The sequence below is a fragment of the Pseudoduganella aquatica genome (genome assembly GCF_020865585.1).
Lineage (GTDB): Bacteria > Pseudomonadota > Gammaproteobacteria > Burkholderiales > Burkholderiaceae_D > Rugamonas > Rugamonas aquatica_A.
In genome coordinates, this window is the sequence record NZ_CP086370.1 from 3,152,547 (window position 1) to 3,176,791 (window position 24,245).

Here is a 24,245-nt window from a genome sequence, read left to right on the forward strand (position 1 = left end):
GGGCGGGTTAGCACGGAGTGCGTAACCCGCCAAGCTCCGCCACGCAGCGTTCCAGCGCGTGGCGCAGGTCGCCGGGAATGGGAATCGACTTATTGGTATCGAGCGAGGTGGTCACCAGCACTTGGTTCGACAGCACGCGCAACTGCCCCTGCGCGCTGGCGCGCAGCTGCAGCGCTATGGAACTGTTGCCGATTTTCGTCACGCCCAGGGACAGCGTCAGCCGCTCCCCCATCTTGCTCGGCGCCTTGAACTCGCAGTCGAGCTTCACCATCGGCAGCCCGCAGCGGCGCTCGCCGATGAAATGGGCATAGCCTATGCCCAGCCCCTCGTTGAACCAGTCCTCCACATGCCCGTTGAACAGCACCAGGTATTGCGGGAAGTAGACGATGCCGGCCGGGTCGCAATGCGCAAACCGGACCAGCACTTCGCGTTCGAAAGAGTAGTCCGGTTTGGCATCCATCGCTTAGGCCTTAGAAGTTGTGGCGCAGGCCGGCGTTGACGGCGCGGTTGCCCGAGCCGACTTCGGTGGCGTTGCCCACGGTGTAGAAGCCGGTGGCGCCCTTGGCCGCGTCGTTGTCGATACGGGCGTAGGCCAGGTAGACATCGGTGCGGCGCGACAGGTAGTAGCTGTAGCCCACGCCCCACTGGTCGGCGCCGCGCCTTGTGCCGGCGCGGTCCTTCTTGTTGATGATGGAAGCGCGGAAGGTGTGCAGGCCGTATGGCACCGTCACACCCAGCAGCAGGTCGCGCGAGTCGGCCTGGCTGTTCGGGTTGATGGTGTTGTTGATGTTGACCGTGCCCCGGTTGGACGCATACGCCAGCGCGGCCTTGGCCACGCCGAAGTCGTAGGTGGCGCCCAGCATGGTGGTGCGGCCCTTGGTCAGCGCGGCGGTGCCGACCGGGATGCTGTTGATGTTGGCGTAGCCGGCCTTGATGCTGAGCGGGCCGTTGGCATAGCCGAAGTTCGCGCCCAGGTTGCGTCCCGCATCGCTATTGCCCGCCACCTCGCCCAGGCCGTAAGCCACTTCGCCGGAGAAGCCGTTGGTGTCCGGCATGGCGTACTTCACGGTGTTGTTCATGCGGATGCCGGCGTTCGACATCAGGTTGGCGGCGGAGCCTGCGGTGCTGAGGGACTGGAAGGGGTCGATGAAGGTCATGGCCATGAACAGCGGCGTGTACTGGCGGCCCAGGGTGACCGTGCCGGACTTGGTCTGCAAGCCGACCAGCGCCTGGCGGCCGAACAGCACGCCGCCCTGGCCGCTCACGCCGGTGTCCAGGCCCAGGCCCATTTCCAGCGCGAAGATGCCTTTCATGCCGTCGCCCAGGTCCTCGCTGCCACGGAAGCCAAGGCGGGAGCCGCCTTCCACGCCGCCCGTCAGCTTGGTGATGTTGCCGGCGACGCCGCCCGATTCACGCACTATGCCGGCATCGACCGCGCCGTAGATCACGACGGCGCTTTGCGCTGCGGCCAGGCCGGATAGGGAGGTCAGGGCGATGGCGATCAAGGTTTTTTTCATCTTCTTTTTCCTAATTGGTTGAAAGGGGACGGCCTGAATATACTTTAAGCTTAAACATATTAAGTGTAAATCAATTTATCGGCGGCGTTGTTTTCCAGCCAGCGCCTGTTGTGGTAAGGTGCGCTGGCATACACAGCATGGAATTCATATGGCGGATATCGACCCTGGCGACTTGCTCCTGTTCGCCCGGATAGTGGAGTGCGGCAGTTTCAGCGCGGCGGCGGAGCGGGTGGGGCAGCCCAAGTCCACGGTGTCGCGCCGCCTGTCGCTGCTTGAGGCGCAGCTGGGCGAACGCCTGCTGCAAAGGACCACGCGGCGCCTGGTGCTGACCGAGTTCGGCGCCAGCCTGCTGGAGCACGCGCGCAAGGTGACGGAGGAAGTGGAGGCGGCCGGCGCGCTGGCGCAGCACCGCCAGCAGGCGCCCAGCGGCCTGCTGCGCGTGTCCATGCCGGGCGACTTCGCCAACCACGCCATGGGGGCGCTGATGGCGCGCTTTATGGAAAAGTATCCGGCCATCTCGCTGGAGATCGACTTGTCGCCGCGCCGGGTGGACCTGGTGGCCGAGGGCTACGACCTGGCCATCCGCATGGGCAACCTGCCGGACGACTCCACGCTGGCGGCGCGCGCGGTGGCCATCAGCAAGCTGGCGCTGTACGCGTCGCCCGGCTACACCACCTTGCGCGGCCTGCCCGAGCAGCCGGACGACTTGTACAAGCACGACCTTCTGAGCCTGCCGCCCAAGGCGAACGGCATGATACGGTGGAAGCTATTGCGCGGCAAAACGGAATGGGAGCGCGAGCTGCCCGCGCGCATGATCGCCAACTCGCCCGAGCTGCTGGTGCGCATGGCCTGCACCGGCATCGGCATCGCGGCCAGCACGGAGCTGTTCGCGCAGAGTTTTCTGGAAAGCGGCCAGCTGGTGCGCGTGCTGCCCGAGTGGAGCTTCCCCACGGTGACCGGCTGGGCCGTGTTCCCGGGCCGCCGCCTCATGCCGGCCAAGACGCGGGTGTTCCTGGACATGCTGGAATCGCTGGGCAGCCCGGTAGGCGCAACGCGCGCGCCTTTGCCATGATTTTATGTATTACTCAAGGAGCTCCGCATGTGTTCCTGTGCGCGCAAAGGTAATGACATCCCCTGCAATTCTGTAGATAAGAAGAAAGTCGCCGCCTATGTGGCATTCCCGATACTCGCTCCAGGGACCGCGCAACGCATGGTCTCGCCATTCCGCTCCCAAAGGCGCGTCACCAGCAATCAGGAGCAGCATGCCCACCGCGCGCGGCATGGCGGTCCGCTTATTCTTTGCCACTCTTTTCAAGATCTGCGAACAGTTGCTCGGCCTTTATGAAGCGCGCTTGATGATGCGCGATTATGTCGTCGCATTCTTTCATTGCATCGCGTGTGGTCTGATTTGGAACTCTGAGATCCCACGGAAACCGCTGGTCGGTGGCAACTTGATGCAAAAACATCCGGACAGCATCCGACATGGATAGCCCGACCTGTGCCAGGGCTTCGTTGGCGCGACGTTCCAGATCGGCATCGATCTGAATATTGATGGATGAGGCAGGAGTAGGCACGCTGATCTCCGGTTGTGATCTTTATTTTAGTATAAAGGAATGCAACCGGAGGTGATGCAGCGCAAGCTGCTGTGGCTTATTTGCCCAGCTCCTGCTGCGCCTTCAGCACCAGCGCGTCCATGACCTGGAAGGCAGCGGCTTCGACGGATGGTCGGGGCATGTTGGGGTTGCCCTCGGCGACGATGGACGGCGAGGTCAGGTAGCGGCCGTTGATGACCAGTGTGGGCGTGCCGTCCACCCGGTAGCTGCCGACCAGCTTTTCCAGGTTGCGCAGGCGCGTCAGCACGCCGAAGGAATTGTAGGCGGCCAGGAATTGCGTCTTGTCGAGCCCGTTCTTGACGGCCCACTCGACATTGTCTTCGTCCGACTTCAGGCGCTTGCGTTCGACGTGCCAGGTGCTGAGCACCTTGGCGTGCAGGCTTTCGTCCAGCTTCAGCGCTTCCAGCGTCAGGAACAGGTGCGCTTCCGGATCGGCGGCGCCGTTGTGCGGCACGTGGATGCGGCGGAAGCTGATGGCGTCGCCTTGCTTCTTGACCCACTCGGCCAGGCCCGGCTCCAGCATATTGCAGGCCGGGCAGTGGTACATGAAGAATTCGATGACTTCCACTTTCTTGCCCTGCGCCTGCACTTGCACCGGCGAGGACAGCAGCCGGTATTCGGCGCCGTCGCGCGGGACGGCGGGCGAGGCGGAGGCGCTGGCAGCGGCGAACACCGCGGCGGCCGTGCCCAGGGCGATTACGATATGTTTCAGCATCATCGGAGTCTTCAACAGTCTTATTTAAGGTTGGCCATCGTTTCGCCCAGCCGCACCGGCCCGGCCGGCTGCCAGCTGTCGTTGAAGTGCAGCTTGTCCTTGGGGAAGAGCATCACGACGGTCGAGCCCAGCAGGAAGCGGCCCAGTTCGTCGCCTTTTTTCAGCACGATGTTCTGGTCGGCATAGGTCCATTCCTGAACGCTGCTGTGGCGCGGCGGGTTGACCACGCCGTGCCACACGGTGGCCATGCTGCCGACGATGGTGGCGCCCACCAGCGTCATGACGAAGGGGCCGCTGGCGGTGTCGAACACGCACACCACGCGCTCGTTGCGGGCGAACAGGCCGGGGATGCCGCGCGCGGTGGTCGGATTGACCGAGAACAGCTCGCCCGGCACGTAGATCATGCGCGTGAGCTTGCCGTCGCAGGGCATGTGGATGCGGTGGTAGTCGCGCGGGCTCAGGTAGAGGTTGGCAAAGCTGCCGTGCTGGAATTGCGCGGCCAGTTCCTTGTCGCCGCCCACCAGCGCGGTGGTGCTGAACTTGTGGCCCTTGGCCTGGAAAATCTGGTCGTCCTCGATGGTGCCGAACTGGCTGATGCGGCCGTCCACCGGGCAGATAAAGTCGGCGTCCGCCAGCGGCCGCGCGCCGGGGCGCAGCGCGCGCGTGAAGAACTCGTTGAAGGAGTGGTAGCTGGCGATGTCCGGATTGGCCGCTTCGGCCATGTTCACGTCATAGCGGCCGACAAACCAGCGTATCAAACGGGTAGTCATGGCGCCGCCCTTCGCGCCGGCCACGCGGCCCGCGAAATTGGTCAGCGCGCCCTTGGGCAGCAGGTATTGCGGGAGTACGGCAAGACGGTCGGACACAGTTATCACACCTATCAATATAGACGAATACGCATTATAACGGTGCGCCGCGCCCTGGGGAGAAAATCGGCGATGCAAACTATTTCCCAACAACAAGCAATTATGCGAGACTGTAGTCTTTTTTGCAAACTTACGCCGTCGCCATGCCTCGCTTTCATACTGCAATGAAACTCACGCTCGCTGCCGCTGCGGTGGCTGCCGCGTGGAGCGCGTGCGCCGCAGAAGCGTCCAAGGAAGGCAAGGATATACAGAAAGTGGAGGTGAGGGCCTCCGGCGCGGAGTACGACGCGCGGCGCGACGATACGGCCAGCAAAATCATCGTCAACAGCGAGGAAATCCTGCGCTACGGCGACAGCAATATCGCCGATGTGCTCAAGCGCCTTCCGGGCGTGACCGTGGCGGGCGGGCGCGGCAGCACCGACATCCGCCTGCGCGGCTTGGGCAACGGCTACACGCAGATCCTGCTCAACGGCGAGCGCGCCCCGGCGGGCTTCTCCGTGGACCAGCTGTCGCCGGACGCCATCGAACGGGTGGAGATCATGCGCGCCGCGAGCGCCGAGTTCAGCACCCAGGCCATTGCGGGCACCATCAACATCGTGCTGAGGAAAGCGGTGCGGACGGCGCAGCGGGAGATCAAGGCGCTGGCGGGGAAGGGCAAGGATTTCTCGCAGGGCAACGGGGTCTACACCCTGTCCGACCGCGACGGCAATTTTTCCTATTCCACCGTGCTGTCGGCCAACCGCCTGAACTTCCACTGGCTTAAGCTGATCCAGGACCACGGAGGCGACGCGCAGGGCCGCGCCAGCCTGCTGCGCGACGCCGATTCCAACGAGGTGGGCCGGATGGAGTACATCAACCTGGCGCCGCGCCTGAACTGGAACCTGGCCAACGGCGACACGCTGACCTCGCAGTCCTTTCTCGCCACCAACCGCTACCGCGTGGTGGCCACCGTGGACATCGCCACCGTGTTCGGCCCGCCGCAGGACTTCGACGGCACGGCCAACCTTGTCCGCGCCCGGAATGACTTCTACCGCACCGACCTGACCTGGGTGCACAAGCTGGCCGGCGGCGGCAAGCTGGACACCAAGCTGGGCCTGAACGCCAACCGCAACAGCAACGCCACGCGCCAGACCGGCGCCAGCCACGGCGTGCCGGGGCTGGACCGCCGCGTCGATATCCTGTCCAGGGAGCACGGCTACACTGTCACCGGCAAGTACGCCATGCCGCTGGCCGACGGCCACGCCCTGTCCATGGGCTGGGACGGGGCCGACAGCCGCCGCGCGGACTTCCGTGGCCAGCGCGAAGTGGGGCTGGCGGGCAAGCGGCCGGCCAATATGGATGAGGACTTCGACGCCGACGTGCGGCGCCTGGCGCTGTTCCTGCAGGACGAATGGGCCGCTACGCCGCGCCTGTCCGTCTACGCAGGGCTGCGCTGGGAGGGACTGGAGACCGGCAGCGAGGGCACCGGCTTCGCCCCGGTGCGCAACCGCAGCAGCGTGTTCAGCCCGTTGTTCCAGGCGCTGTGGAAAATTCCCGACACCAAGGACCAGCTGCGCCTGGCGCTCACCCGCACCTACAAGGCGCCGGCCACCACGCAGCTGATACCGCGCCGCTTCCTGGCCAATAACAACAGCCAGACCACCCCCGATTTCCGGGGCGATCCCGGCCTGAAGCCTGAGCTGGCGCTGGGCCTGGACCTGTCCTACGAGCACTACTGGGCCGACACCGCCTTGCTGAGTGCAAGCGGCTTTGCGCGCCGCATCACCGACTACACGCGCCAGACGCTGCTGCTGGAGAACGGCCGCTGGGTGCAGACCAGCATCAACGACGGCAGCGCGGTGGCGCGCGGCGTGGAGCTGGAGGCCAAGGTTCCGCTCAAGGCGCTGATGCGGACGGCGCAGGCGCTGGACCTGCGCGCCAGCGTCAGCCGCAACTGGTCGCGGGTGGACGCGGTGCCGGGGCCGTACAACCGCCTGAACCAGCAGCTGCCGCTGTCGGCCACGCTGGGCTTCGACTACAAATCGGCCGACACGATGGAAAGCGCCGGCGCCAGCTTCGTCTTCAAGCGCGGCGGCGTGATGCGCATCAGCGCCGCCCAAAGCAGCTTCGTCACCGTCAAGCGCGACCTGGAAATGTACTGGCTGCACAAATTCACGCCCAAACACGCGCTGCGGCTGTCCGTCGTCAGCGCGCTGGCGGAGGACTACCTGGAGGAAAACACCTACAGCGACGCCGCCGGCAGCCTGCGCCGCAACTCGCTGGCGCCGGGCGCGGCCCAGTTCCGCGCCGGCCTGGAGTGGAAATTGTAAGACGCGGGGCAGTTCTCCGCCGCAAGAGCGGGTGGTATGATAAAGGTATGACCCAACGCGCGACCAACACCATCTTTGCCGAGCCGGACGCCCTGAGCCTGGCCCAGTCCGAAGTGCGCGACCTGCAGCGCACCGTCGTTGTGCTGCGCGCAGAGCTGGAGCAGTCCCAGCACGACCGCCAGCGCCAGGTGCAGGACGCGCTTGCCGCAGCCCACAACGAAACCCAGCAGATCCGCGCCACCGTGATGTCGCTGCGCGACGCGCTGGAGCAGGCGCACGGCGAGCGCGACATCGCCGTCAAGGCCGCGCTCACGAGCGCCATTGCCGAAATCGCCCAGCTGCGTGACACCGTGACGGTGCTGCGCGAGGAGCTGGAGCGCGTGCACGCCGAGTACGCCAGCCTGAACCAGCAGCAGATCAGCGCCCAGCGCGCCGAGGTGCAGCAGCTGCACGACACCATACGCGCCCTGCGCCTCGCCCTGGAAAGCCACGCCGCATGAATGATATGACCAAGGGCGGTGGCAGAACGGATGCCAAGCCGGCCGCCAGTCTGCGCGCCGCGGCCGGCGCCCAGTCCCGCCTGCGCATGGCCGAGCTGCTGCTGGAAGTGTCACGCCGCATGGCCGCCTACGACACCCTGGACGAGATCCTGACCGCGCTGGTGGAAGTCACCACCGAGGAGCTGGACGCCGAGCGCGGCACGCTGTTCCTGAACGACCCGGAAACCAACGAGCTGTTCTCGCGCGTGGCCCAGGGTGAGACCCAGCGCGAAATCCGCTTCCTGAACACGTCCGGCATTGCCGGCCATGTGTTCACCACCGGCGAGCCGCTGGTGATCGCCGACGCCTACGCCGACCCGCGCTTCAACCGCGCCATCGACGAGCAGACCGGCTTTGTCACCCGCAACATCCTGTGCGTGCCCATCCGCACGTTCAAGGGCGAGATCATCGGCGTGTCGCAGACGTTGAACAAGCAGCGCGGCCATTTCACGCCCAAGGACCTGGAACTGCTGGCGGCGCTCACCACGCAGGGCACCCTGGCGCTGCAAAGCGCGCGCTTCCTGGAGAGCATGAAGAAGGTGCGGCGCCAGGAGATGGAATTCATCGACGTGGTGTCCGAAGTGACGGCCGACATCAAGCTCGGCTCGCTGCTGCAGCGCGTGATGGGCGAGGCCACGCGCCTGCTCAGCGCCGAGCGCTCCACCTTGTTCCTGAACGACGAGAAAACCGGCGAGCTGTGGTCCGAAGTGGGCCAGGGCCTGGAGTCGATGCAGATACGCCTGCCCAACACGGCCGGCATCGCGGGCGCGGTGTTCAGCTCCGGCAAGACCATCAACATCCCCTACGCCTACGCCGACCTGCGCTTCAACCCGGCTTTCGACAAGCGCACCGGCTTCTTCACGCGCTCCATCCTGTGCGTACCCATCGTCAACAAGCACGGCAAGACCATAGGCGTGACGCAGGTGCTCAACAAGCGCGGCGGCCCCTTCAGCGCCGAGGACGAGTCGCGCCTGCGCGCGTTCACGGCGCAGATTTCCATCGCGCTGGAGAACGCCAAGCTGTTTGCCGACGTGCAGCAGATGAAGAACTACAACGAGGCCATGCTGGAATCCATGTCCAGCGGCGTGATCACGCTGGACGGGCAGGAGAAGATCGTCACCTGCAACGCGGCCGGCCTGCGCATCCTGCGCGCCTCGCCCGCCGAGCTGCTGGGCCGGCCGGCGGCCGAGTTCTTCGGCGGCGCCAACGCCTGGGTGCTGGACAAGCTGCGCCTGGTGGAGGAAAACCAGGTCGCCGGCCATTTGATGGACGCGCCGCTGATGGTGGGCGAGGACACCATCTCGGTCAACTTCAACGTGCAGCCGCTGCTGTCGGTGGAGAAAAAACGCATCGGCTGGATGCTGATGCTGGAGGATATCTCCAGCGAAAAGCGGCTCAAGGCCACCATGTCGCGCTATATGGACCCCGGCATCGCGGACCAGATGGTGGCCAACGGCGCCGAAATGCTGGGCGGGAAAAACGTCAACGCCACGGTGCTGTTCTCGGACGTGCGTAGCTTCACCACCATTACCGAGCAGCTGGGCGCGCAGGGCACGGTGGCGCTGCTCAACGAGTACTTCACCATGATGGTGGACTGCATCCAGCGCGAAGAAGGCATGCTGGACAAATTCATCGGCGACGCCATCATGGCCGCCTTCGGCATCCCCGTGGCGCACGAGGACGACCCGGACCGCGCGGTGCGCACCGCCATCGCCATGATGCGCGAGCTGCGCGCCTGGAACCAGCTGCGCGTGCGCGACGGCAAGCTGGCGGTGGATATCGGCATCGGCCTGAACACGGACCAGGTGGTGTCGGGCAATATCGGCTCCAAGAAGCGCATGGACTACACCATTATCGGCGACGGCGTGAACCTGGCCGCGCGGCTGGAGTCGGCCTGCAAACAGTACGGCGCGCACATCCTGATCAGCGAGTTCACCTACCGCGCGCTGCGCGGCACGTATCGCATGCGCGAGCTGGACTGCGTGGTGGTGCAGGGCAAGACCAAGCCGGTCTCGGTCTACGAGGTGCTGGACTACCACAGCGAGGACAGCTATCCCAACCTGATCGACGCCATGGGCTTGTTCCGCAACGGCCTGATCAACTACCGCCAGCGCAAATGGGCGGCGGCGCGCAAGCTGTTCGAGGAAGTGCTGGCGCTGAACCCGGGCGACAAGGCCGCCGCCATGTATGTGGAGCGCTGCCAGCGCCTGGCCGCCGAGCCGCCGCCGGACGACTGGGACGGCACCTACATCATGCAAAGCAAATAATGAAAATCCCGCGCAGTACGCTGGAGCAGTGGCGGGTGCTGCAGGCCATCGTGGAGTGCGGCGGCTATGCGCAGGCGGCCGAGGCGCTGCACCGCAGCCAGTCCTCGGTCAGCTATATGGTGGCCAAGCTGCAGGAGCAGCTTGGCATCGAGCTGCTGGAAATCGACGGCCGGCGCGCCAAGCTCACGCGCAACGGCGAAACCCTGCTGCGCAAGGCGCGCGAGCTGCTGGACGACGCCTTCCAGCTGGAGGAGCTGGCGGCCAGCCTGAACGAGGGCTGGGAGTCCGAGCTGCGCTTCGCGGTCGACAGCCTGTTTCCCAGCGAGCTGCTGATCCAGATCCTGCAGGAGTTCGAGCCCCTGGCGCGGCATACGCGGGTGAACCTGGAGGAAACCATCTTGTCGGCCTCGGACGACGTGCTGCGCGAAAAGCGCGCCGACGTGGTGATCGCCAACTATGTGCCCAGCGGCTTCCTCGGCGACGCGCTGCTGGACATCGAGTTCCTGGCCGTGGCCCATCCCAGCCACCCGCTGCACGGCCTGGGCCGCGACCTGAACGAGGACGACCTGGAGCGCCATCTGCACATCGTCGTGCGCGACGGCGGCGTGGCGTCCACGCGCGATTTCGGCTGGCTCAACACGGCGCAGCGCTGGACCGTCACCAGCCCGGCCACCCGCACCGAGATGGTGTGCGCCGGCCTGGGCTTCGCGTGGATGGCCACGCACAAGATCCAGAGCCAGCTCGCCTCCGGCCTGCTGCAGCCGCTGCGGCTGCGCGTGGGGCAGAAGCGCAAGCTGTCGCTGTCGCTGATTATCGCCAACACGGAGCGGCCGGGGCCGGCCGCCTGCCAGCTGGTCAGCATTATCCGCGCCGTCGTGGCCCGCCACTGCAAATACAAATCCGGCGGCTGCCCGGCGATTTAGCCGGCCGGCGTTCAGCGCATGGCCAGCGGGCTGTTGCGGCGGGGAAGGGGATAACCCTGGTCCAGGTCGGCCAGGTCCTCCGGGCTGAGGGCGATGTCGAGCGCGGCGCGGTTCTGGCGGATATGGTCCGGATTGGCGGCCTTGGGGATGACGATCACGCCGTCCTGGCGCAGCAGCCAGGCCAGCGCGATCTGCGCCGGCGTTGCGCCGTGGCGGCGCGCCACGGTTTGCAAGCTGCGGTTCTCCAGCATGGCGCGCTGCTCGTGCGGGTTAGATTCCAGCGGCGAATACGCCATCAGCGGCACTTGCTGCTGCTGCGACCAGGGCAGCAGATCCCATTCGATGCCGCGCTTGGCGAGGTTGTACAGCACCTGGTTGACGGCGATATCGGCGCCGCCGGGCAGGGCGCGCGCCTCGCGCATATCGGCCAGGTCGAAATTGCTGACGCCGTATGCGCCTATCTTGCCCGCCTCGCGCAGGGCCGCGAAGCCGGCCAGCGTTTCCTCCAGCGGCACCGAGCCGCGCCAGTGCAGCAGGTAGAGGTCGATCTGCTCCACCTTCAGCCGCTTCAGGCTGCGCTCGCAGGCCGCCACCACGCCGGCCCGGGTGGCGTTGTGCGGGTAGACCTTGCTCACCAAAAAGGCCAGCTCGCGCCGCCCGGCGATGGCCTCGCCAACCACTTCCTCGCTGGCGCCGTCGGCATACATTTCTGCCGTGTCGATCAGCGTCATGCCCAGGTCCATGCCCAGTTGCAGCGCCGCCACCTCGTGCGCGCGATAGGTGGGGTCTTCGCCCATATTCCAGGTGCCCTGGCCTAAAGCGGGAACGGCCTTGCCGGACAATAAAACCACATTCTTCATTTGCAGCTCCAGATTGTGAATCTTTCCATTATGGCATCAGTCGCCATTCCGCGAAGTGTGTATGTAATTTGTAATTGAGACCCATTCTCATTCTAATGCTATGATGCACCCTTCCGTATCATCGCGCCAGATTATGTCCCTCACCGCAGCAGCAACACCCGTATCAGCGCAACGCCGCATTTCCTTCAAGCCCGCCCTGGTCTGGCTGCACCGCTGGGCAGGGCTGACGCTGGGCCTGCTGTTCGTGCTGATGGGCTTGAGCGGCGCCTTGCTGGTCTTCGAGCATGATATCGACGCAGCCCTGAATCCCCACCTGTTCCATAGCGCCTCCGCGTGCGCCGCGCCGCTGGGCGTGGACGCGGCCGCGCAAGCCGTGCAGGCGCAGTGGACCAAGGCCAAAGTGGGCGGCGTGTTCCTGCCGCGCCACGAGGGCGGCAGCCTGCGCGTGACGTTCAAGGCGCCGGGCATGGAAACGGGCGAGGCCATGCTGGACGCGTGCACCGGCGCGCTGCTGGGCAGCCGCGACCGGTCCGCCATCGGCCTGGGGGCGCAATATTGGATGCCGATGGTGCAGACCTGGCATTTGAATATGTTCCAGGGTAAATCGGGCCGCCTTGCCCAGGGTTATATCGGCGCGGCCATCGCGCTGCTGTTGGCGGTCGGGCTTTATCTGGCATGGCCGCTTAAACGCCAGTGGCGGCGCGCCTTGCGGATTAAATTGAATCAATCTGCTTACCGCAGCCATTATGATTTGCACCGTTCCATCGGTTTGCTGGCGGCGCTGCCTTTGCTGCTGCTGGCGTTGACGGGTTTTTACAACGGTTTGCCGGAAGTAGTGGGAGGCATGGTGGCGCGGATTGCCGATGTGGGCGCGGAACGCCGCAGTATCGCCAGGCCGGCGCTGAAAAAAGACGAAAGTGCTATTAGCTGGGGCGAAGCGCAGGCAATAGCCGCGCCGTATTTGCAGGGCGGCGCCACCATGGCCGGTATTTCCCGCCAGCCCGATAAAGGTCTATACATTGCACGCCTGGTGCGGGCCGACGACTGGCAGCGCACCGGCACGCTGCGTATTTACATCGATATGCGCAGCGGTAAAGTCCTGGAAGCCATCGATCCATTATCCGGCAAGGCCGGCGACCGTTTTCTGGCCGCGCTGTTTCCCCTGCATTCGGGCCAGTTGGGCGGCACCGCCGTCAAATGGCTGTTGGCGCTGGCGGGCTTGCTGCCGGCCCTGTTCTTTATTACCGGTATTACTACCTGGCGACTGCGGCGCAAAAAATAATTAGTTTGGACGATACAAGTTTGCGGGGAGTTTCACATTTAACTAGAATATCCCTGCGCTCTTGTGGTAAATTGCGGTCTTGAATTCTCACGAAATGTCACCGTGTTCACCAGGGGCTGCGTTTTTGGGGGAGTCTCTTATCAACCATCAAGGAAGAGTTGAGTCATGACCACTTATCAGGAATACCAGGCAAAAATCGCTGAACTGCAAAATCTGGCGGAATCCGTTCGCCGCGAGGAACTGAATTCGGCTAAAGAAAAAATCGCCGCCATCATGCGCGAGCATGGTCTGTCGCTGGCTGACCTGGCTGGTACGGCCAAACCTGCAAAAGTGAGCAAGCCACGCGCTCCTGTTCCTATGAAATACCGCGACCCAGCCACCGGCCAAAGCTGGACCGGCCGTGGCCGCGCACCGAAATGGCTGGAAGGTAAAAGCAAAGAAGAGTTCCTGATTAAATAAACACCAGCGAATTCGTTGCAAAAAAATATCCGGCCAGTCCGGATATTTTCATTTGGGCGTAGGGCCTGCGCCACACCGCCCGCACGTTCCGCCGCAGGCACTGGAATTTGCTCGGCGGCATGACCTTATTGTGCGATCATGGCGGGATGCCTTCGATACCGTTATTTCCGCTTAATACAGTACTCTTTCCTGACGGACACTTGCCCCTGCAGGTATTCGAAGTCCGCTATCTCGACCTGATCAAGAAGTGCATTGCCCGCTCCGAGGAGTTCGGCGTGGTGGCGCTGGCTTCAGGCAGCGAAATCCAGCGCCCCGAGCAGCACGAGGAACTGACCGAGGTGGGCACCATGGCGCGCATTGTGGACTGGACCTCTCCGCTGTCCGGCCTGCTGAAGCTGACCTGCGTCGGCACCCAGCGCTTCCGCATCCAGTCCGCTTCCCAGCTCAAGCACGGCTTGTGGATGGGGGAGGTGGAGATGCTGGCGCCGGACCTGGACGTGCCGGTGCCCGAGGAGCAGAAGAACGTGGCCGACGCGCTGGCGGCGGTGATCCGTTCGCTGCAAAAACGCCAGTTGCCGTCGACCCAGATGCCGCTGCTGCCGCCCTACAAGCTGGACGACTCCGGCTGGGTGGCCAACCGCTGGTGCGAACTGCTGCGCATGACGCCCAACCGCAAGCAGCTGCTGATGGCCGAGCAGAATCCGGTGCTGCGCCTGGAGCTGGTGCAGGACGTGCTGTGCGAAAGCGGCCTGCTGGACTAGGACCGTCAGGGCGGGGTGACCTCGTCCTCCAGCGCGTGCACGCGCACCGACCACATCACGCCCGCCGCCAGCAGCACGATGGCGGCCGTTTCCAGCGGACGCGGCCACTGCTGCTTGTAGATAAAGCCGTACAGCAGGGCGAACAGGGTCTCGAACAGGATCAGCTGGCCGGACAGCGTGACGGGCACGCGCCGGCTGGCGATATTCCACAAGTGGTTGCCGATCACCGAGGCGCCCAGGGCCAGCAGGGTGTTGGTGATCCAGAACACGAGCCAGTCGCGTCCGCTGGCCTGGCCGGCCGCGCCCAGCACGTCGCCATGCCACACCGCCAGCGCGGCCAGGCCGATCAGCAGCGCGATCAGGCCGCTCGAGAGGCCGTACAGGGCCGACCATTCCGCGCTGCTGAAGTGCGGGTTGCGCTTCAGATAGCGCGCGTTGTCCAGCGTGTACCAGCTCCAGCACAGCAGCGCGCCTGCGGCGCACAGCACGCCCAGCAGGGTCTGCCAGACCGGGTGGCCGGCCGAGCCGGCGTGCAGGAACACGTCCACATTGATGCAGGCGATGCCGGCCGCGGCCACCAGCAGCGGCAGCGCCAGCTGGCGCAGCGGCAGGGCGCCGTGGTCCTTGCGGCCCATCAGAGTGACCGAGATCGGCAGCACGCCGATAATCAAGGAGGTGGGCGCCACGCCGGCCAGCTTCACGCCGAGCGCGAGCAGCATGTAGTAGACGATGTTGCCCGACAGCGCGTGGCGCACCAGCGCCGCGTAGTCGGCGCGGTCCAGGCGCGCGTACAGCGAGCCCAGGCGCGGCAGCATCAGCCCCAGCGCGATGGCACCGTAGGCGACGTAGCGGCCCACCGCCATCTCCACCGGCGAGAAGGCCGACAGCAATTCCGGCACGATAAACACCATGCCCCACATGGCCCCGGCCAGCAGGCCGCACAGTACACCATTCCACATCGTTAAGTATTCCTTGTTGCAAGGGCGACAGTGTCGCACAGCATGGGGCGGCGCGGGAAGCGCGCCTTGCATGGCGCCGGCGCCTAGTTCCAGGCGGCGATGGCATTCAGCAGGCGCTGCATGCCTTGCCGCAGGTCGCCGTGCGCGGCCAGCATGCGCGCCATCAGGCCGGGCGTGTCCACCGCGTGGCGCGCCAGCCAGACTTTGGTGACGCCGCTGCGCACCTTGCTGTAGCCGGACGCGGGGTCCAGGTATTTGTGCGCCAGGGCGGACGGCAGATAGCACTCGATGGTGTAGCGGTCGCCCAGGTAAGCGGCGTTGCCGCCCTGGCCGTCGCGGTAGATTTCCGCCAGCAGGCGCTGCTTGGTGCGGCCGGCGCCGTTGACGGGGTAGAGGCTGCCGTAGCCGTCCATGCCGAAGTCGGCGTCGCGGTCGATGGCGATGGCGGCGTTGCGGTTGATGCGGATGACGTTGATCAGGCCGTCCACGTCGGCCTCGGCGGCGGCGCCGAAGTGGCTGATGCAGGCGCCGCCGAACAGGCTGAAGCTGTAGTGCACGTTCTCGCGGTAGCGGAGGGCGCCGTACTGCTGCAGTTGCAGTTCGGCCAGCAGGGCGTTGAAGTACAGGCGGTCGGACGGCCCTTCGACCCAGAGCACGCCGTTCGATTGCAGCAGGTCGCTGCCTTTTACGCCCAGCAGGTCCAGCATGGCGCTGCCGAGCGCGGTTTCGCGCGCGACGTCGCCGTCCACGCTGAAGAAGGCGGTGCCGGCGGGCCAGAGCTTGTCGTTGAGCAGCACGCTGGAGTGGGTGGACATGAACAGCTGCAGGGTGCGCTGCGACGCGATCTCGCCCATGCAGCGGGCCAGGGTGCGCTGCAGCGAGGCGTGCAGATGGGTTTCCGGCTCTTCGATCAGGCAGATGCTGCCTTCCGGCGCCCGGCGCAGCTGCGCCAGCAGGCCGGCCAGGTGCATCCAGCCGGAGGGCATGTGCTCGGCTTGCACGGTGTTGAGGGCGGCGGGGTCGTCCGCGAAGGCGAGCACGTAGCCGTCCGGGCCGTGGCCGATGGGCCTGGACGCGTGCAGGCCGGTGAGTTCGCCGCTCAGGCGCTGCAGTTCGGCGGCAATGTCGGCGCCGGCGAGCTGCGCGGCCCCGGCCGGGCCGATGTCGCACACCTGCACCCGGGAGTCGGCCAGGCGGTCCGCGAAGGGCTGGAGGTCGGCGCCGCGGGCGATGTCCTGGCCGACCTTGCGCGGGCCGCGCCAGGGTTCCGCCTCGTTCCTGGTGTACACGCCCAGCACGGCGTAGGAGGCGGCGAAGTCGGCGTTCTGGGCGACCTGCGAGTTGTAGCGCAGGTCCAACGACAGCTCGGACTGGTTGGCGAAGATCAGGCGGATGCGGGCATCCACGCCGGTGGGCGGCTGGTTGCGCCGCAGGCTGGCCATTTTCGCGGGGTGGCCGGCAATGGCGATGGCGTCGAGCAGCGTGGATTTGCCGGCGCCGTTGGGGCCGGCAAAGATATTGATGGTTTTCGGATGCAGGCGGCGGGTTTGCAGGCCGTCCCGGGTCAGCCCCAGCTTGCGGATGGCCCGGTATTCGAGCAGGCGGATGAATTTGCCGGCGAGCGCGTTGTCCATGGATTCAGCGTTGGGCCAGCCAGCAGAAGGCGGCCAGGTTGGCGGCCACGGTGGCCCAGAAGGCCAGCTGGAAGGAGGTCTTGCTGGACTTGTGGCGCAGCCATTGCTGGGCCAGGACGGCGCCGGGCCAGCCGCAGCACAGGCCGAGCAGCAGCAGCGTGCTTTCCGGCGTGCGCCGGCGGCCCGCCCTGGCGGCGGCCTTGTCGATGGCGTAGAAGATGAAGCAGACCGCGCTGGCGCCCCCGTACAGCAGGGCCGGCCAGGCGGGCAGGCGCCACAGCAGGATGGCGGCCAGGTAGAGCAGGGCGAGGACGCCGATGGCGAGATAGGCGGCGGCGCCCGCAGCGTGCGGCGGCGCGGCGCCCGGCCCCGGGGCTGGGGCCGGGCCTTGGCGGGCCGGGTCCTGCGCGGGGCGGGCGGTGTCACGCGGCGCCGGAGCTTAGAAGTAGCTCAGGCCCAAGGCGGCCTTGACTTCGTCTGCGGTCCTGGCGGCCACTTCGCGCGCCTTGGCCGTGCCTTCCTTGAGGATCTGCATGACCTGGCCCTTGTCCTTGGCGAACTCCTCGCGGCGGGCGCGGATCGGGGCCAGCATCTCCTGCAGCACCACTTCCAGGCGCTTCTTGACCACGCTGTCGCCCAGGCCGCCGCGCACATAATGCGCTTTCATTTCTTCCAGCGCCGCTTTTTCCGGGTCGAAGGCGTCCAGGTAGATGAAGGCGACGTTGCCTTCCAGGTGGCCGGGGTCCTGCACGCGCAGGTGCAGCGGGTCGGTGTAGACCTTTTTCACGGCGGCGGTGATTTCCTCGGCGGAGGCGCCCAGGTTGATGGTGTTGCCCAGCGATTTGCTCATCTTGGCCTTGCCGTCGATGCCGGGCAGGCGGCCGATTTCCGGCACCAGGGCCTTGCACTCGACCAGGATGTCGCGGTTGGCCAGGCGGTTGAACTTGCGCACGATCTCGTTGGTCTGCTCGATCATCGGGATCTGGTCCTCGCCCACCGGCACCAGGGTGGCCTTGAAGGCCGAGATGTCGGCGGCCTGGCTGGCCGGGTAGGTCAGGAAGCCGGCCGGGATGTCGCGCTCGAAGCCGCGCAGCACGATTTCCTGCTTGACGGTCGGGTTGCGCTCCAGGCGCGCCACGGTGACCATGTTCAGGTAGTAGAAGGTCAGCTCGGCCAGCTCGGGGATTTGCGACTGGATCAAAATGGTGGACTTGGCCGGGTCGATGCCCACTGCCAGGTAGTCCAGCGCCACTTCGACCACGTTGCGGTGCACCTTGCCGGTGTCTTCCATGTTGTCGGTCAGGGCCTGGGAGTCGGCCAGCATGATGAACTGCTGGTAGTCGTGCTGGTAGGTCACGCGGTTGCGCAAGCTGCCCACGTAGTGGCCCAGGTGCAGCGGACCGGTGGGGCGGTCGCCGGTCAGGATCACGGACGGGGTGGCGGTGGCGGGCGTTGCGGGCTGGTTCATACGGCTTCCTCGGGCTGTTGCCCCCGCACGATGCGCCAAGAAAAACGCCACCCTGCGAAGGCGGCGTTGTCTAAGTACTCACATCACTGTGCAGTGGCCGCGCTAGGTCAGCGGGGCCACCAATTCAGGCAGGTGCGATGTGGTTGGAAAAATTTCATGCCCGTATGGTTGCAGTTTGCCGCCGCCCTGTCAAGGTGGGCGGCGGCGGGGGCCGCTTAATGGCGGTTCGGATTGTTGGGACTGTCGTCGCGGCGGTTGGGCACGCCGTCGCCGTCGCGGTCGCGGTCGACGCGGTTGGGCACGCCGTCATGGTCGCGGTCGCCGCGCTGCCAGCCGCCGCGCTCGACCACCCAGCGGCCGTCGCGCTGTTCCCAGGCGGTGGGACGGTAGACATAGCCGTTGCGGTCGCGCACCCAGGTGCCCTTGATCCAGACGTTGCGGCGGCCGTTCCAGTCCCAGTGGCCGGCCACCCAGGTGTAGCCGTGGCGGGCGTGCGGCACCACTTCATGGCGCGGCGGCGGCGGCGCGGTGCGCACCACGACCACATCGGCGAAGGACGGGGCGGCGGCGCCGCCCAGCGTGGCGGCCATGGCGGCGGCGATCAGCAGTTTTTTCATGATGGCACTCCTCGTTCTGTTGGTTGTGGCTCTACTGTAAGCCGGCTCTGCCCTGGCTTCTGTGCGGCGCCGCGCATAGCCGTGCAAACTTGCGTTACAAACGCGGCATTGCGTGATGGCAAGCAGTTGTCTACCATGGCCCGCAGCACAACACGGAGACTTTACCCATGCGCACATCGCATACCCGCACCGCCCTGAAGCTGCCGGCCCTGGCCGCGCTGACCCTGCTCATCTCGTCCGCGCTGGCGCAAACGCCGCCCATGGCGCCCGATATCCCGGCCAGCCTGGCCGCCCCGGCAGACAATGCGGACTATGTGAAAAAAGTGGTGATGGTGCCCATGCGCGACGGCGTGAAGCTGTACACGGTGATCGTGATGCCCAAGGGCACGAAGAATGCGCCCATCATGCTGACCCGCACGCCGTACAACGCGGCGCGCCGCGCCCAGCGCAACGCCAGCCCCAGCATCCGCGCCACCTTGCCGCAGGGCGACGAGACCTTTATCGACGAGGGCTATATCCGCGTGTTCCAGGACGTGCGCGGCAAATACGGCTCCGAGGGCGAGTATGTGATGACGCGCCCGCTCAGCGGCCCGCTCAACAACACCAGGATAGACCACGCCACGGACGCCTGGGACACCATCGAGTGGCTGACCAAGAACGTGCCGGAGACCAACGGCAAGGTGGGCATGGTGGGTTCCTCCTACGAGGGCTTCACCGTCATGATGGCGCTGATGGACCCGCACCCGGCGCTGAAGGCGGCCGCGCCCATGAGCGCCATGGTGGACGGCTGGCGCGGCGACGACTGGTTCCACAACGGCGCCTTCCGCATGCCCAGCCTGCCGTACATCGGCGGCCAGACCTCGGTCAAGGGGCGCGGCGAGGCGCCGGCCAGCGGCGTCTACGACGACTACGAGGGCCTGCTGCGCGCCGGCTCGGCGGGCGGCTACGCGAAAAAATTCGGCCTGGACCAGCTGCCCTACACGAAAAAGCTGTTCGAGCACCCGGCCTACGACAGCTACTGGCAGCACCAGGCCATCGACAAGCTGGTGGGCGCGCGCAAGCTGAGCGTGCCGACCATGCACATCGTGGGGCAGTGGGACCAGGAGGACATCTACGGCCCCTACGCGGCCTACGCCGCCATGGAGCCGCAGGACAAGGACAACAAGCTGAACTTCCTGGTGATCGGCCCATGGCGGCACAGCGGCGTGAACTACGACGGCTCCAGCCTGGGCGCCATCAAGTTCACCGGCGACACCGCGCTGGAGTTCCGCCGCAATGTGATGCAGCCCTTCTTCAACCAGTACCTGAAGGACGGCGCGCCGGTGGCCGACACGCCGCCGGTGCTGAGCTACCAGACCGGCACCAACCGCTGGCAGCGTTTGAGCACCTGGCCGCAGTCCTGCGCCAGCGGCTGTCCGGCCGCGTCCAAGGCCATCTATCTGCAGGACGGCTACAAGCTCGGCTTCGACGCGCCCAAGGCCGGCGCGGCCTATGACGAATACGTGTCCGACCCGGCCAAGCCGGTGCCCTTCGTGCCGCGCCCGGTGCGCATGCACGACGAGAACGTGTGGAAGCCGTGGCTGGTGAGCGACCAGCGTTTCGTGTCCGACCGCCCGGACGTGCTGACCTATGTGACCGAGCCGCTGGCCGCGCCGCTGCAGCTGTCCGGCCAGCCCATGGTGAACCTGTACGCGGCCACCAGCGGCACCGACGCCGACTGGGTGGTCAAGCTGATCGACGTGTATCCGGACGAGATGGCGTCGCAGCCGGAGCTGGGCGGCTACCAGCAGGGCATTGCGATGGACATCTTCCGCGGCCGCTACCGCAACAGCTTGGAGCACGCCGAGGCCATCCCGGCCAACAAGGTGGAGCGCTACCGCTACGCGCTGCCGAACGTGAACCACGTGTTCCTGAAGGGCCACCGCGTGATGGTGCAGATCCAGTCCAGCTGGTTCCCGCTGTACGACCGCAACCCGCAGCGCTTCGTGCCGAACATCTTCCATGCGCAGCCGTCGGACTATATCAAGGCCACGCAGCGCATCTACCACGCGCCCGGTTCGGCCAGCGCGATCGAGTTGCCGGTGGTGGAGGCGCGCTAGTGCTGTTGTGTTGACCTTTGTGCAAAATTGCCCTACTGTGTGGGCGGGGCGGACTCCTTCAAGCCGGCCTGTCACTGCCTCGTGCAGGGACAGCCTCTACGGGGCTACCCCGTGGGACATTGATTGTTCAGTACTTCGCCGCCTGGGCCGCGTTGCGCTTCCGCGCAAGACAGCCCACGCATCACGAGACTCGTTGAAGGATCTCCGCCCCTACGCCGCGCATGAATATCAAACAACATACCGTGCTGGCGCTGGCCGATATGGCGCTGGCCACGGACGGCAGCCTGGCCAGCCTGACCGCCGCATGCCACCGGGTATTCGACGCTGAGCCGCCGTGGGTGCCCGCTGTGTGCGAGGCACTCATCGCGCGGACGGGTGAACACTTCCATTACTACAGCCGTCACGAGCTGGCCGGTTTGCTGCTGGAGTGCATAGGCCATGGGCGCGGCGGCCCGGGCGCTGATGGCCAGGATGGCGACGATGCCGAAGACTTTGCGTTGCCGGAGCCGATAGCGCTGCCCGCGGTGCGCCGCTACTGCGTCGATCCGCCGGTGCGCCCGCCCAAACCCGAGTGGCTTGCCGCATTGGCGCTGCCGGAACTGGCTAACGCCGCCGCGCTGGCGGCCTGGCTGAATGAGCCGGTGGGGGCGCTGGACTGGTTCGCCGACCAATGGCGGCTTGCGCGCGACGGGCAATCGCCGCTCCAGCACTACCACTATCGCTGGGTGCCCAAGCGCAGCGGCGGCGTGCGGCTGATAGAAATACCGAAGGCGCGGCTGCGGCGCATCCAGCAGAAAATCCTGCGCGAGATACTGGACCTGGTGCCGCCGCACCCGGCCGCGCATGGCTTCCGGCGCGGCCACTCCTGCGTCACGCACGCGGCGCAGCACGCTGGGCAGCACGCGGTGGTGCGCATGGACCTGAAGGACTTCTTCCCAAGCATACAGCTGTCGCGGGTCCATGCGCTGTTTGAAAAGCTGGGCTATCCGTATAAAACGGCGGGAACGCTGGCCCGCATCTGCGTCAACCGCACGCCGCTTGGCGCCTTTCGCAGCACGCCCGACGGAGATTCGCTGTCCTGGAGCGAGCGCCAGGCGCTGAAGTCTCCCCATCTGCCGCAGGGTTCCCCTTGCTCGCCCGCGCTGGCCAATCTGTGCGCCTACCGTCTCGACATCCGGCTCGCGGCGCTGGCGGAGTCGCTGGGCGGCGCGTACAGCCGCTATGCGGACGACCTGGCATTCTCCGGCGGCCCGGCGTTTGCGCGGGCTGCGGACCGCTTCCACATCCAGGTCGCCGCAATCGCCCTGGAAGAAGGCTTCCGCGTGAACACGCGCAAAACGCGCCTGATGCGCGCAGGGGCGCGGCAGCAGGTGACGGGCGTCGTGGTGAACGCCCACCCCAACATCGCCCGCGACGAATACGACAAGCTCAAAGCCACGCTGACCAACTGCGTGCGTCACGGCCCCGCATCCCAGAACCGCGACCGCCGTCCGGATTTTCACGCCTATCTTGCAGGCAGAATCTCCTACGTGAAGATGGTGAATGCGGCCCGTGCCAGCAGGCTGCAGAGCCTGATGGACGCAATCGCGTGGGCAGCTTGAACCTTTAGCGTAGTGTGAGAATGTGCGCATTTTTGTGCGCCGCCGCCTGTTATCCTGCTTGCATATTTTTCAACGGAGAGAACGATGGGGATGATAGCTTATCTGGCCGGTGTCGACGACGTGACCATGGCCCGCTTGCAGGCCAATCCGGATGATGTTGCGGCGGTGATTTATCCGCCGGATGGTCATGGCGAGGACGCGGATTTCGTGGATCTGGACAAGGCATGGCACTGCATCCACTTCATGCTGACGGGGAGCGCGGTCGACACGGCGCCGACGGCTGGCTGGTCCATCCTGGGCGGCACGGAGCTGGGCGAGGACATGGGCATGGGGCCGGCCCGCGTGCTGGCGCCCGGCCAGGTGCGCAGCGTGGCGGCGGCGCTGGACGCCATCGACGAGGATGCCTTCACGGCCCGCTACGCGCCAGATTCCATGGTGGCGGCAGAGGTCTATCTGAGCGACAGCCTGGCCAGCGACGGCGACGCCGCGCTGGACTACATCGTGCAAAACTATCGCAGCCTGCGAACCTTCTACCGCGACACGGCCGCCAAGGGACATGGCGCGATACTGTGGCTTAGCTAGTCCGCGCCGTTTAATTCAATCAGAACAAGGATGTATATGCAGAAAAGCTACCTGAGCAAACCGCGTTTCCTTTTTCAATGTCTGGCCGTTGCGCTGGCGTGCACCGGCAGTGCCTTGGCCGCACCTGATGCGGGTAATCCCGCGCTGGTCGAACTGGTGCAGCGCCATGCCGAGGCGCAGCGGGATTTCGACCAGGCTACGCTGCAGGCTACCACTGCCGATAACTATGTCGAAGTGTCGCCTGCGGGCGAAGTGGACAGCCGCGAGAAGATGCTGTCCTTCTATGCGCCCGATCAGAAGCGCGCCTCGCCGCAACTGACGGTCACCGAGCCGATGGTGCGGGTGCTGGGCGATACCGCCGTGGTGCTGGCAAAGCTCAACTACACCATGAGCGCGGAAGGCCAGGCCCGCAGCTTCGCCATGCGCGCAAGCTATGTGGCGCAACTGAAGGACGGCAAATGGAAGCTGGTGTCCGCGCAGTACACCGGCATCCGTCCTCCGAAGAAGGCTGAGTGAATGGGGGCGAAGACCTGGATGCTGGTGTACAGCAAAGGGAATCCTGTTGAGATATTGATGGGCAGTCCTGTGCTGGACCGTGACGCCACCATTGCGCTGGCGAAGCGGCTGTTCGTGTCTGAGAGGCTGGAACCATTAGGTGACGGGGACTTGTCCTCTACCTGCCCGGCGGATGATGTGCTGGTCGTGGGATGTTTTCCGGGACTGACTGTGGTGGCGGCCAAGGAATTCGGCATTGACTACCCATCAAGGCTTCCGGCCAAATTTCTTGAGGCGATGCCGGGACATGGGGTTTATCTGCACGCGATGCATAGCGTGGTTGACTGGTTTGCCTATGCCGTATGGGCAGACGGAAAATTGCAGCGGTCGCTGAGCCTTTCTCCGGATAGTGGCGTACTGGAGGATATCGGCGAAAGGCAGTCTTTTGAGGCACCGTATTGGGACGGAGAGCATCCGGCTGTCGATTCTGAAGAGGATGCTGCTGACTACCCCTTCGTCTTTCATCCGTTGGACATGGGCGAGGCCGCGCTGCTGTCGCTGTTCGGTTATCAGCTGGAAGGTATGATCGATCCGACGCATCTGCAGCCGGAATCGATACCGCTCATGCGCTTCAAACGAAGAAAATCCTGGTGGCGCTTCGGATGGCGCGCAAAGTAAT

25 protein-coding genes are annotated in these 24,245 nt (G+C 65.5%); 13 read left to right on the forward strand and 12 right to left on the reverse strand.

Annotated features, from left to right (window positions below):
- Positions 1–7 precede the first annotated feature (7 nt).
- Complete coding sequence (locus KT882_RS14090; protein WP_161074280.1) at positions 8–460, reverse strand: acyl-CoA thioesterase; 453 nt, start codon at positions 458–460, stop codon at positions 8–10.
- A gap of 10 nt (positions 461–470) precedes the next feature.
- The gene (locus tag KT882_RS14095; protein WP_161074279.1) at positions 471–1,517 is read right to left on the reverse strand and encodes a porin; all 1,047 of its coding nucleotides are present in this window, start codon (positions 1,515–1,517) and stop codon (positions 471–473) included.
- Between the two features lie 148 nt (positions 1,518–1,665).
- Between KT882_RS14095 and KT882_RS14100 the strand changes: the two genes are divergently transcribed.
- Complete coding sequence (locus KT882_RS14100) at positions 1,666–2,589, forward strand: LysR family transcriptional regulator (RefSeq protein WP_228896261.1); 924 nt, start codon at positions 1,666–1,668, stop codon at positions 2,587–2,589.
- Between the two features lie 9 nt (positions 2,590–2,598).
- Here the strand turns inward: KT882_RS14100 and KT882_RS14105 are convergent, their stop codons facing one another.
- The 4 genes from KT882_RS14105 to asd form a co-directional block, all read right to left on the reverse strand.
- The gene (locus KT882_RS14105; RefSeq protein WP_161074316.1) at positions 2,599–2,799 is read right to left on the reverse strand and encodes a type II toxin-antitoxin system RelE/ParE family toxin; all 201 of its coding nucleotides are present in this window, start codon (positions 2,797–2,799) and stop codon (positions 2,599–2,601) included.
- A 10-nt stretch (positions 2,800–2,809) separates the two neighbouring features.
- Positions 2,810–3,091: a type II toxin-antitoxin system RelB/DinJ family antitoxin gene (locus KT882_RS14110; RefSeq protein ID WP_161074277.1), complete on the reverse strand. Its 282-nt coding sequence runs from the start codon at positions 3,089–3,091 to the stop codon at positions 2,810–2,812.
- 76 nt (positions 3,092–3,167) lie between these two features.
- Positions 3,168–3,848 (reverse strand): thiol:disulfide interchange protein DsbA/DsbL, encoded by a 681-nt coding sequence (locus KT882_RS14115; RefSeq protein WP_321170360.1) that lies wholly within the window; start codon positions 3,846–3,848, stop codon positions 3,168–3,170.
- 17 nt (positions 3,849–3,865) lie between these two features.
- Complete coding sequence (gene asd / locus KT882_RS14120; RefSeq protein WP_228896265.1) at positions 3,866–4,711, reverse strand: archaetidylserine decarboxylase; 846 nt, start codon at positions 4,709–4,711, stop codon at positions 3,866–3,868.
- 164 nt (positions 4,712–4,875) lie between these two features.
- Here asd and KT882_RS14125 point away from each other — a divergent pair, with 164 nt between their 5' ends.
- Genes KT882_RS14125 through KT882_RS14140 form a run of 4 tightly spaced genes read left to right on the forward strand, consistent with a single transcriptional unit; the run spans position 4,876 to position 10,749 of the window.
- On the forward strand, positions 4,876–7,020 hold the full coding sequence (locus KT882_RS14125) for a TonB-dependent receptor plug domain-containing protein (RefSeq protein ID WP_228896266.1): 2,145 nt from the start codon (positions 4,876–4,878) through the stop codon (positions 7,018–7,020).
- A 47-nt stretch (positions 7,021–7,067) separates the two neighbouring features.
- The gene (locus KT882_RS14130; protein WP_228896268.1) at positions 7,068–7,520 is read left to right on the forward strand and encodes a hypothetical protein; all 453 of its coding nucleotides are present in this window, start codon (positions 7,068–7,070) and stop codon (positions 7,518–7,520) included.
- A complete protein-coding gene (locus KT882_RS14135; RefSeq protein ID WP_228896271.1) occupies positions 7,517–9,826 on the forward strand; it encodes a GAF domain-containing protein in 2,310 nt (769 codons plus the stop codon). The genes KT882_RS14130 and KT882_RS14135 overlap by 4 nt, the downstream gene beginning before the upstream one ends.
- Positions 9,826–10,749, forward strand: coding sequence for a LysR family transcriptional regulator (locus KT882_RS14140; protein WP_161074274.1), 924 nt, complete (start codon positions 9,826–9,828; stop codon positions 10,747–10,749). Before KT882_RS14135 ends, KT882_RS14140 begins: the two co-directional genes overlap by 1 nt.
- An 11-nt stretch (positions 10,750–10,760) precedes the next feature.
- Here the strand turns inward: KT882_RS14140 and KT882_RS14145 are convergent, their stop codons facing one another.
- Positions 10,761–11,609, reverse strand: coding sequence for an aldo/keto reductase (locus KT882_RS14145; RefSeq protein WP_161074273.1), 849 nt, complete (start codon positions 11,607–11,609; stop codon positions 10,761–10,763).
- A gap of 133 nt (positions 11,610–11,742) precedes the next feature.
- Here KT882_RS14145 and KT882_RS14150 point away from each other — a divergent pair, with 133 nt between their 5' ends.
- The 3 genes from KT882_RS14150 (at position 11,743) to KT882_RS14160 (ending at position 14,111) form a co-directional block, all read left to right on the forward strand.
- Complete coding sequence (locus KT882_RS14150) at positions 11,743–12,891, forward strand: PepSY-associated TM helix domain-containing protein (RefSeq protein ID WP_228896273.1); 1,149 nt, start codon at positions 11,743–11,745, stop codon at positions 12,889–12,891.
- 165 nt (positions 12,892–13,056) lie between these two features.
- A complete protein-coding gene (locus KT882_RS14155) occupies positions 13,057–13,350 on the forward strand; it encodes an H-NS histone family protein (protein WP_161074271.1) in 294 nt (97 codons plus the stop codon).
- Positions 13,351–13,496: 146 nt separating this feature from the next.
- Positions 13,497–14,111, forward strand: a complete 615-nt coding sequence (locus KT882_RS14160) for an LON peptidase substrate-binding domain-containing protein (RefSeq protein WP_161074270.1) — start codon at positions 13,497–13,499, stop codon at positions 14,109–14,111.
- Positions 14,112–14,116: 5 nt separating this feature from the next.
- Here the strand turns inward: KT882_RS14160 and KT882_RS14165 are convergent, their stop codons facing one another.
- From KT882_RS14165 to KT882_RS14185, 5 genes are all read right to left on the reverse strand, one after another.
- Positions 14,117–15,070, reverse strand: a complete 954-nt coding sequence (locus tag KT882_RS14165) for a DMT family transporter (protein ID WP_161074269.1) — start codon at positions 15,068–15,070, stop codon at positions 14,117–14,119.
- A gap of 83 nt (positions 15,071–15,153) precedes the next feature.
- The gene (locus KT882_RS14170) at positions 15,154–16,704 is read right to left on the reverse strand and encodes an ATP-dependent nuclease (protein WP_161074268.1); all 1,551 of its coding nucleotides are present in this window, start codon (positions 16,702–16,704) and stop codon (positions 15,154–15,156) included.
- Positions 16,705–16,708: 4 nt separating this feature from the next.
- The gene (locus tag KT882_RS14175; protein ID WP_321170366.1) at positions 16,709–17,023 is read right to left on the reverse strand and encodes a DUF1294 domain-containing protein; all 315 of its coding nucleotides are present in this window, start codon (positions 17,021–17,023) and stop codon (positions 16,709–16,711) included.
- Positions 17,024–17,143: 120 nt separating this feature from the next.
- Positions 17,144–18,172, reverse strand: a complete 1,029-nt coding sequence (trpS, locus tag KT882_RS14180; RefSeq protein ID WP_161074267.1) for a tryptophan--tRNA ligase — start codon at positions 18,170–18,172, stop codon at positions 17,144–17,146.
- A gap of 215 nt (positions 18,173–18,387) precedes the next feature.
- Positions 18,388–18,789 carry a YXWGXW repeat-containing protein gene (locus KT882_RS14185; protein WP_161074266.1) on the reverse strand — a complete coding sequence of 134 codons (402 nt, stop codon included), beginning with the start codon at positions 18,787–18,789 and terminating at the stop codon, positions 18,388–18,390.
- Positions 18,790–18,956: 167 nt separating this feature from the next.
- Between KT882_RS14185 and KT882_RS14190 the strand changes: the two genes are divergently transcribed.
- The 5 genes from KT882_RS14190 (at position 18,957) to KT882_RS14210 (ending at position 24,244) form a co-directional block, all read left to right on the forward strand.
- Positions 18,957–20,888, forward strand: a complete 1,932-nt coding sequence (locus KT882_RS14190) for a CocE/NonD family hydrolase (RefSeq protein WP_228896275.1) — start codon at positions 18,957–18,959, stop codon at positions 20,886–20,888.
- A 221-nt stretch (positions 20,889–21,109) separates the two neighbouring features.
- Positions 21,110–22,489 (forward strand): reverse transcriptase family protein, encoded by a 1,380-nt coding sequence (locus KT882_RS14195; protein ID WP_228896277.1) that lies wholly within the window; start codon positions 21,110–21,112, stop codon positions 22,487–22,489.
- Between the two features lie 84 nt (positions 22,490–22,573).
- Positions 22,574–23,071, forward strand: coding sequence for a YfbM family protein (locus KT882_RS14200; protein WP_161074263.1), 498 nt, complete (start codon positions 22,574–22,576; stop codon positions 23,069–23,071).
- A gap of 114 nt (positions 23,072–23,185) precedes the next feature.
- Positions 23,186–23,587 (forward strand): nuclear transport factor 2 family protein, encoded by a 402-nt coding sequence (locus tag KT882_RS14205; protein ID WP_228896279.1) that lies wholly within the window; start codon positions 23,186–23,188, stop codon positions 23,585–23,587.
- Positions 23,588–24,244 carry a DUF6928 family protein gene (locus tag KT882_RS14210; RefSeq protein ID WP_228896281.1) on the forward strand — a complete coding sequence of 219 codons (657 nt, stop codon included), beginning with the start codon at positions 23,588–23,590 and terminating at the stop codon, positions 24,242–24,244. It abuts the gene before it with no gap.
- Position 24,245: the final 1 nt, after the last annotated feature.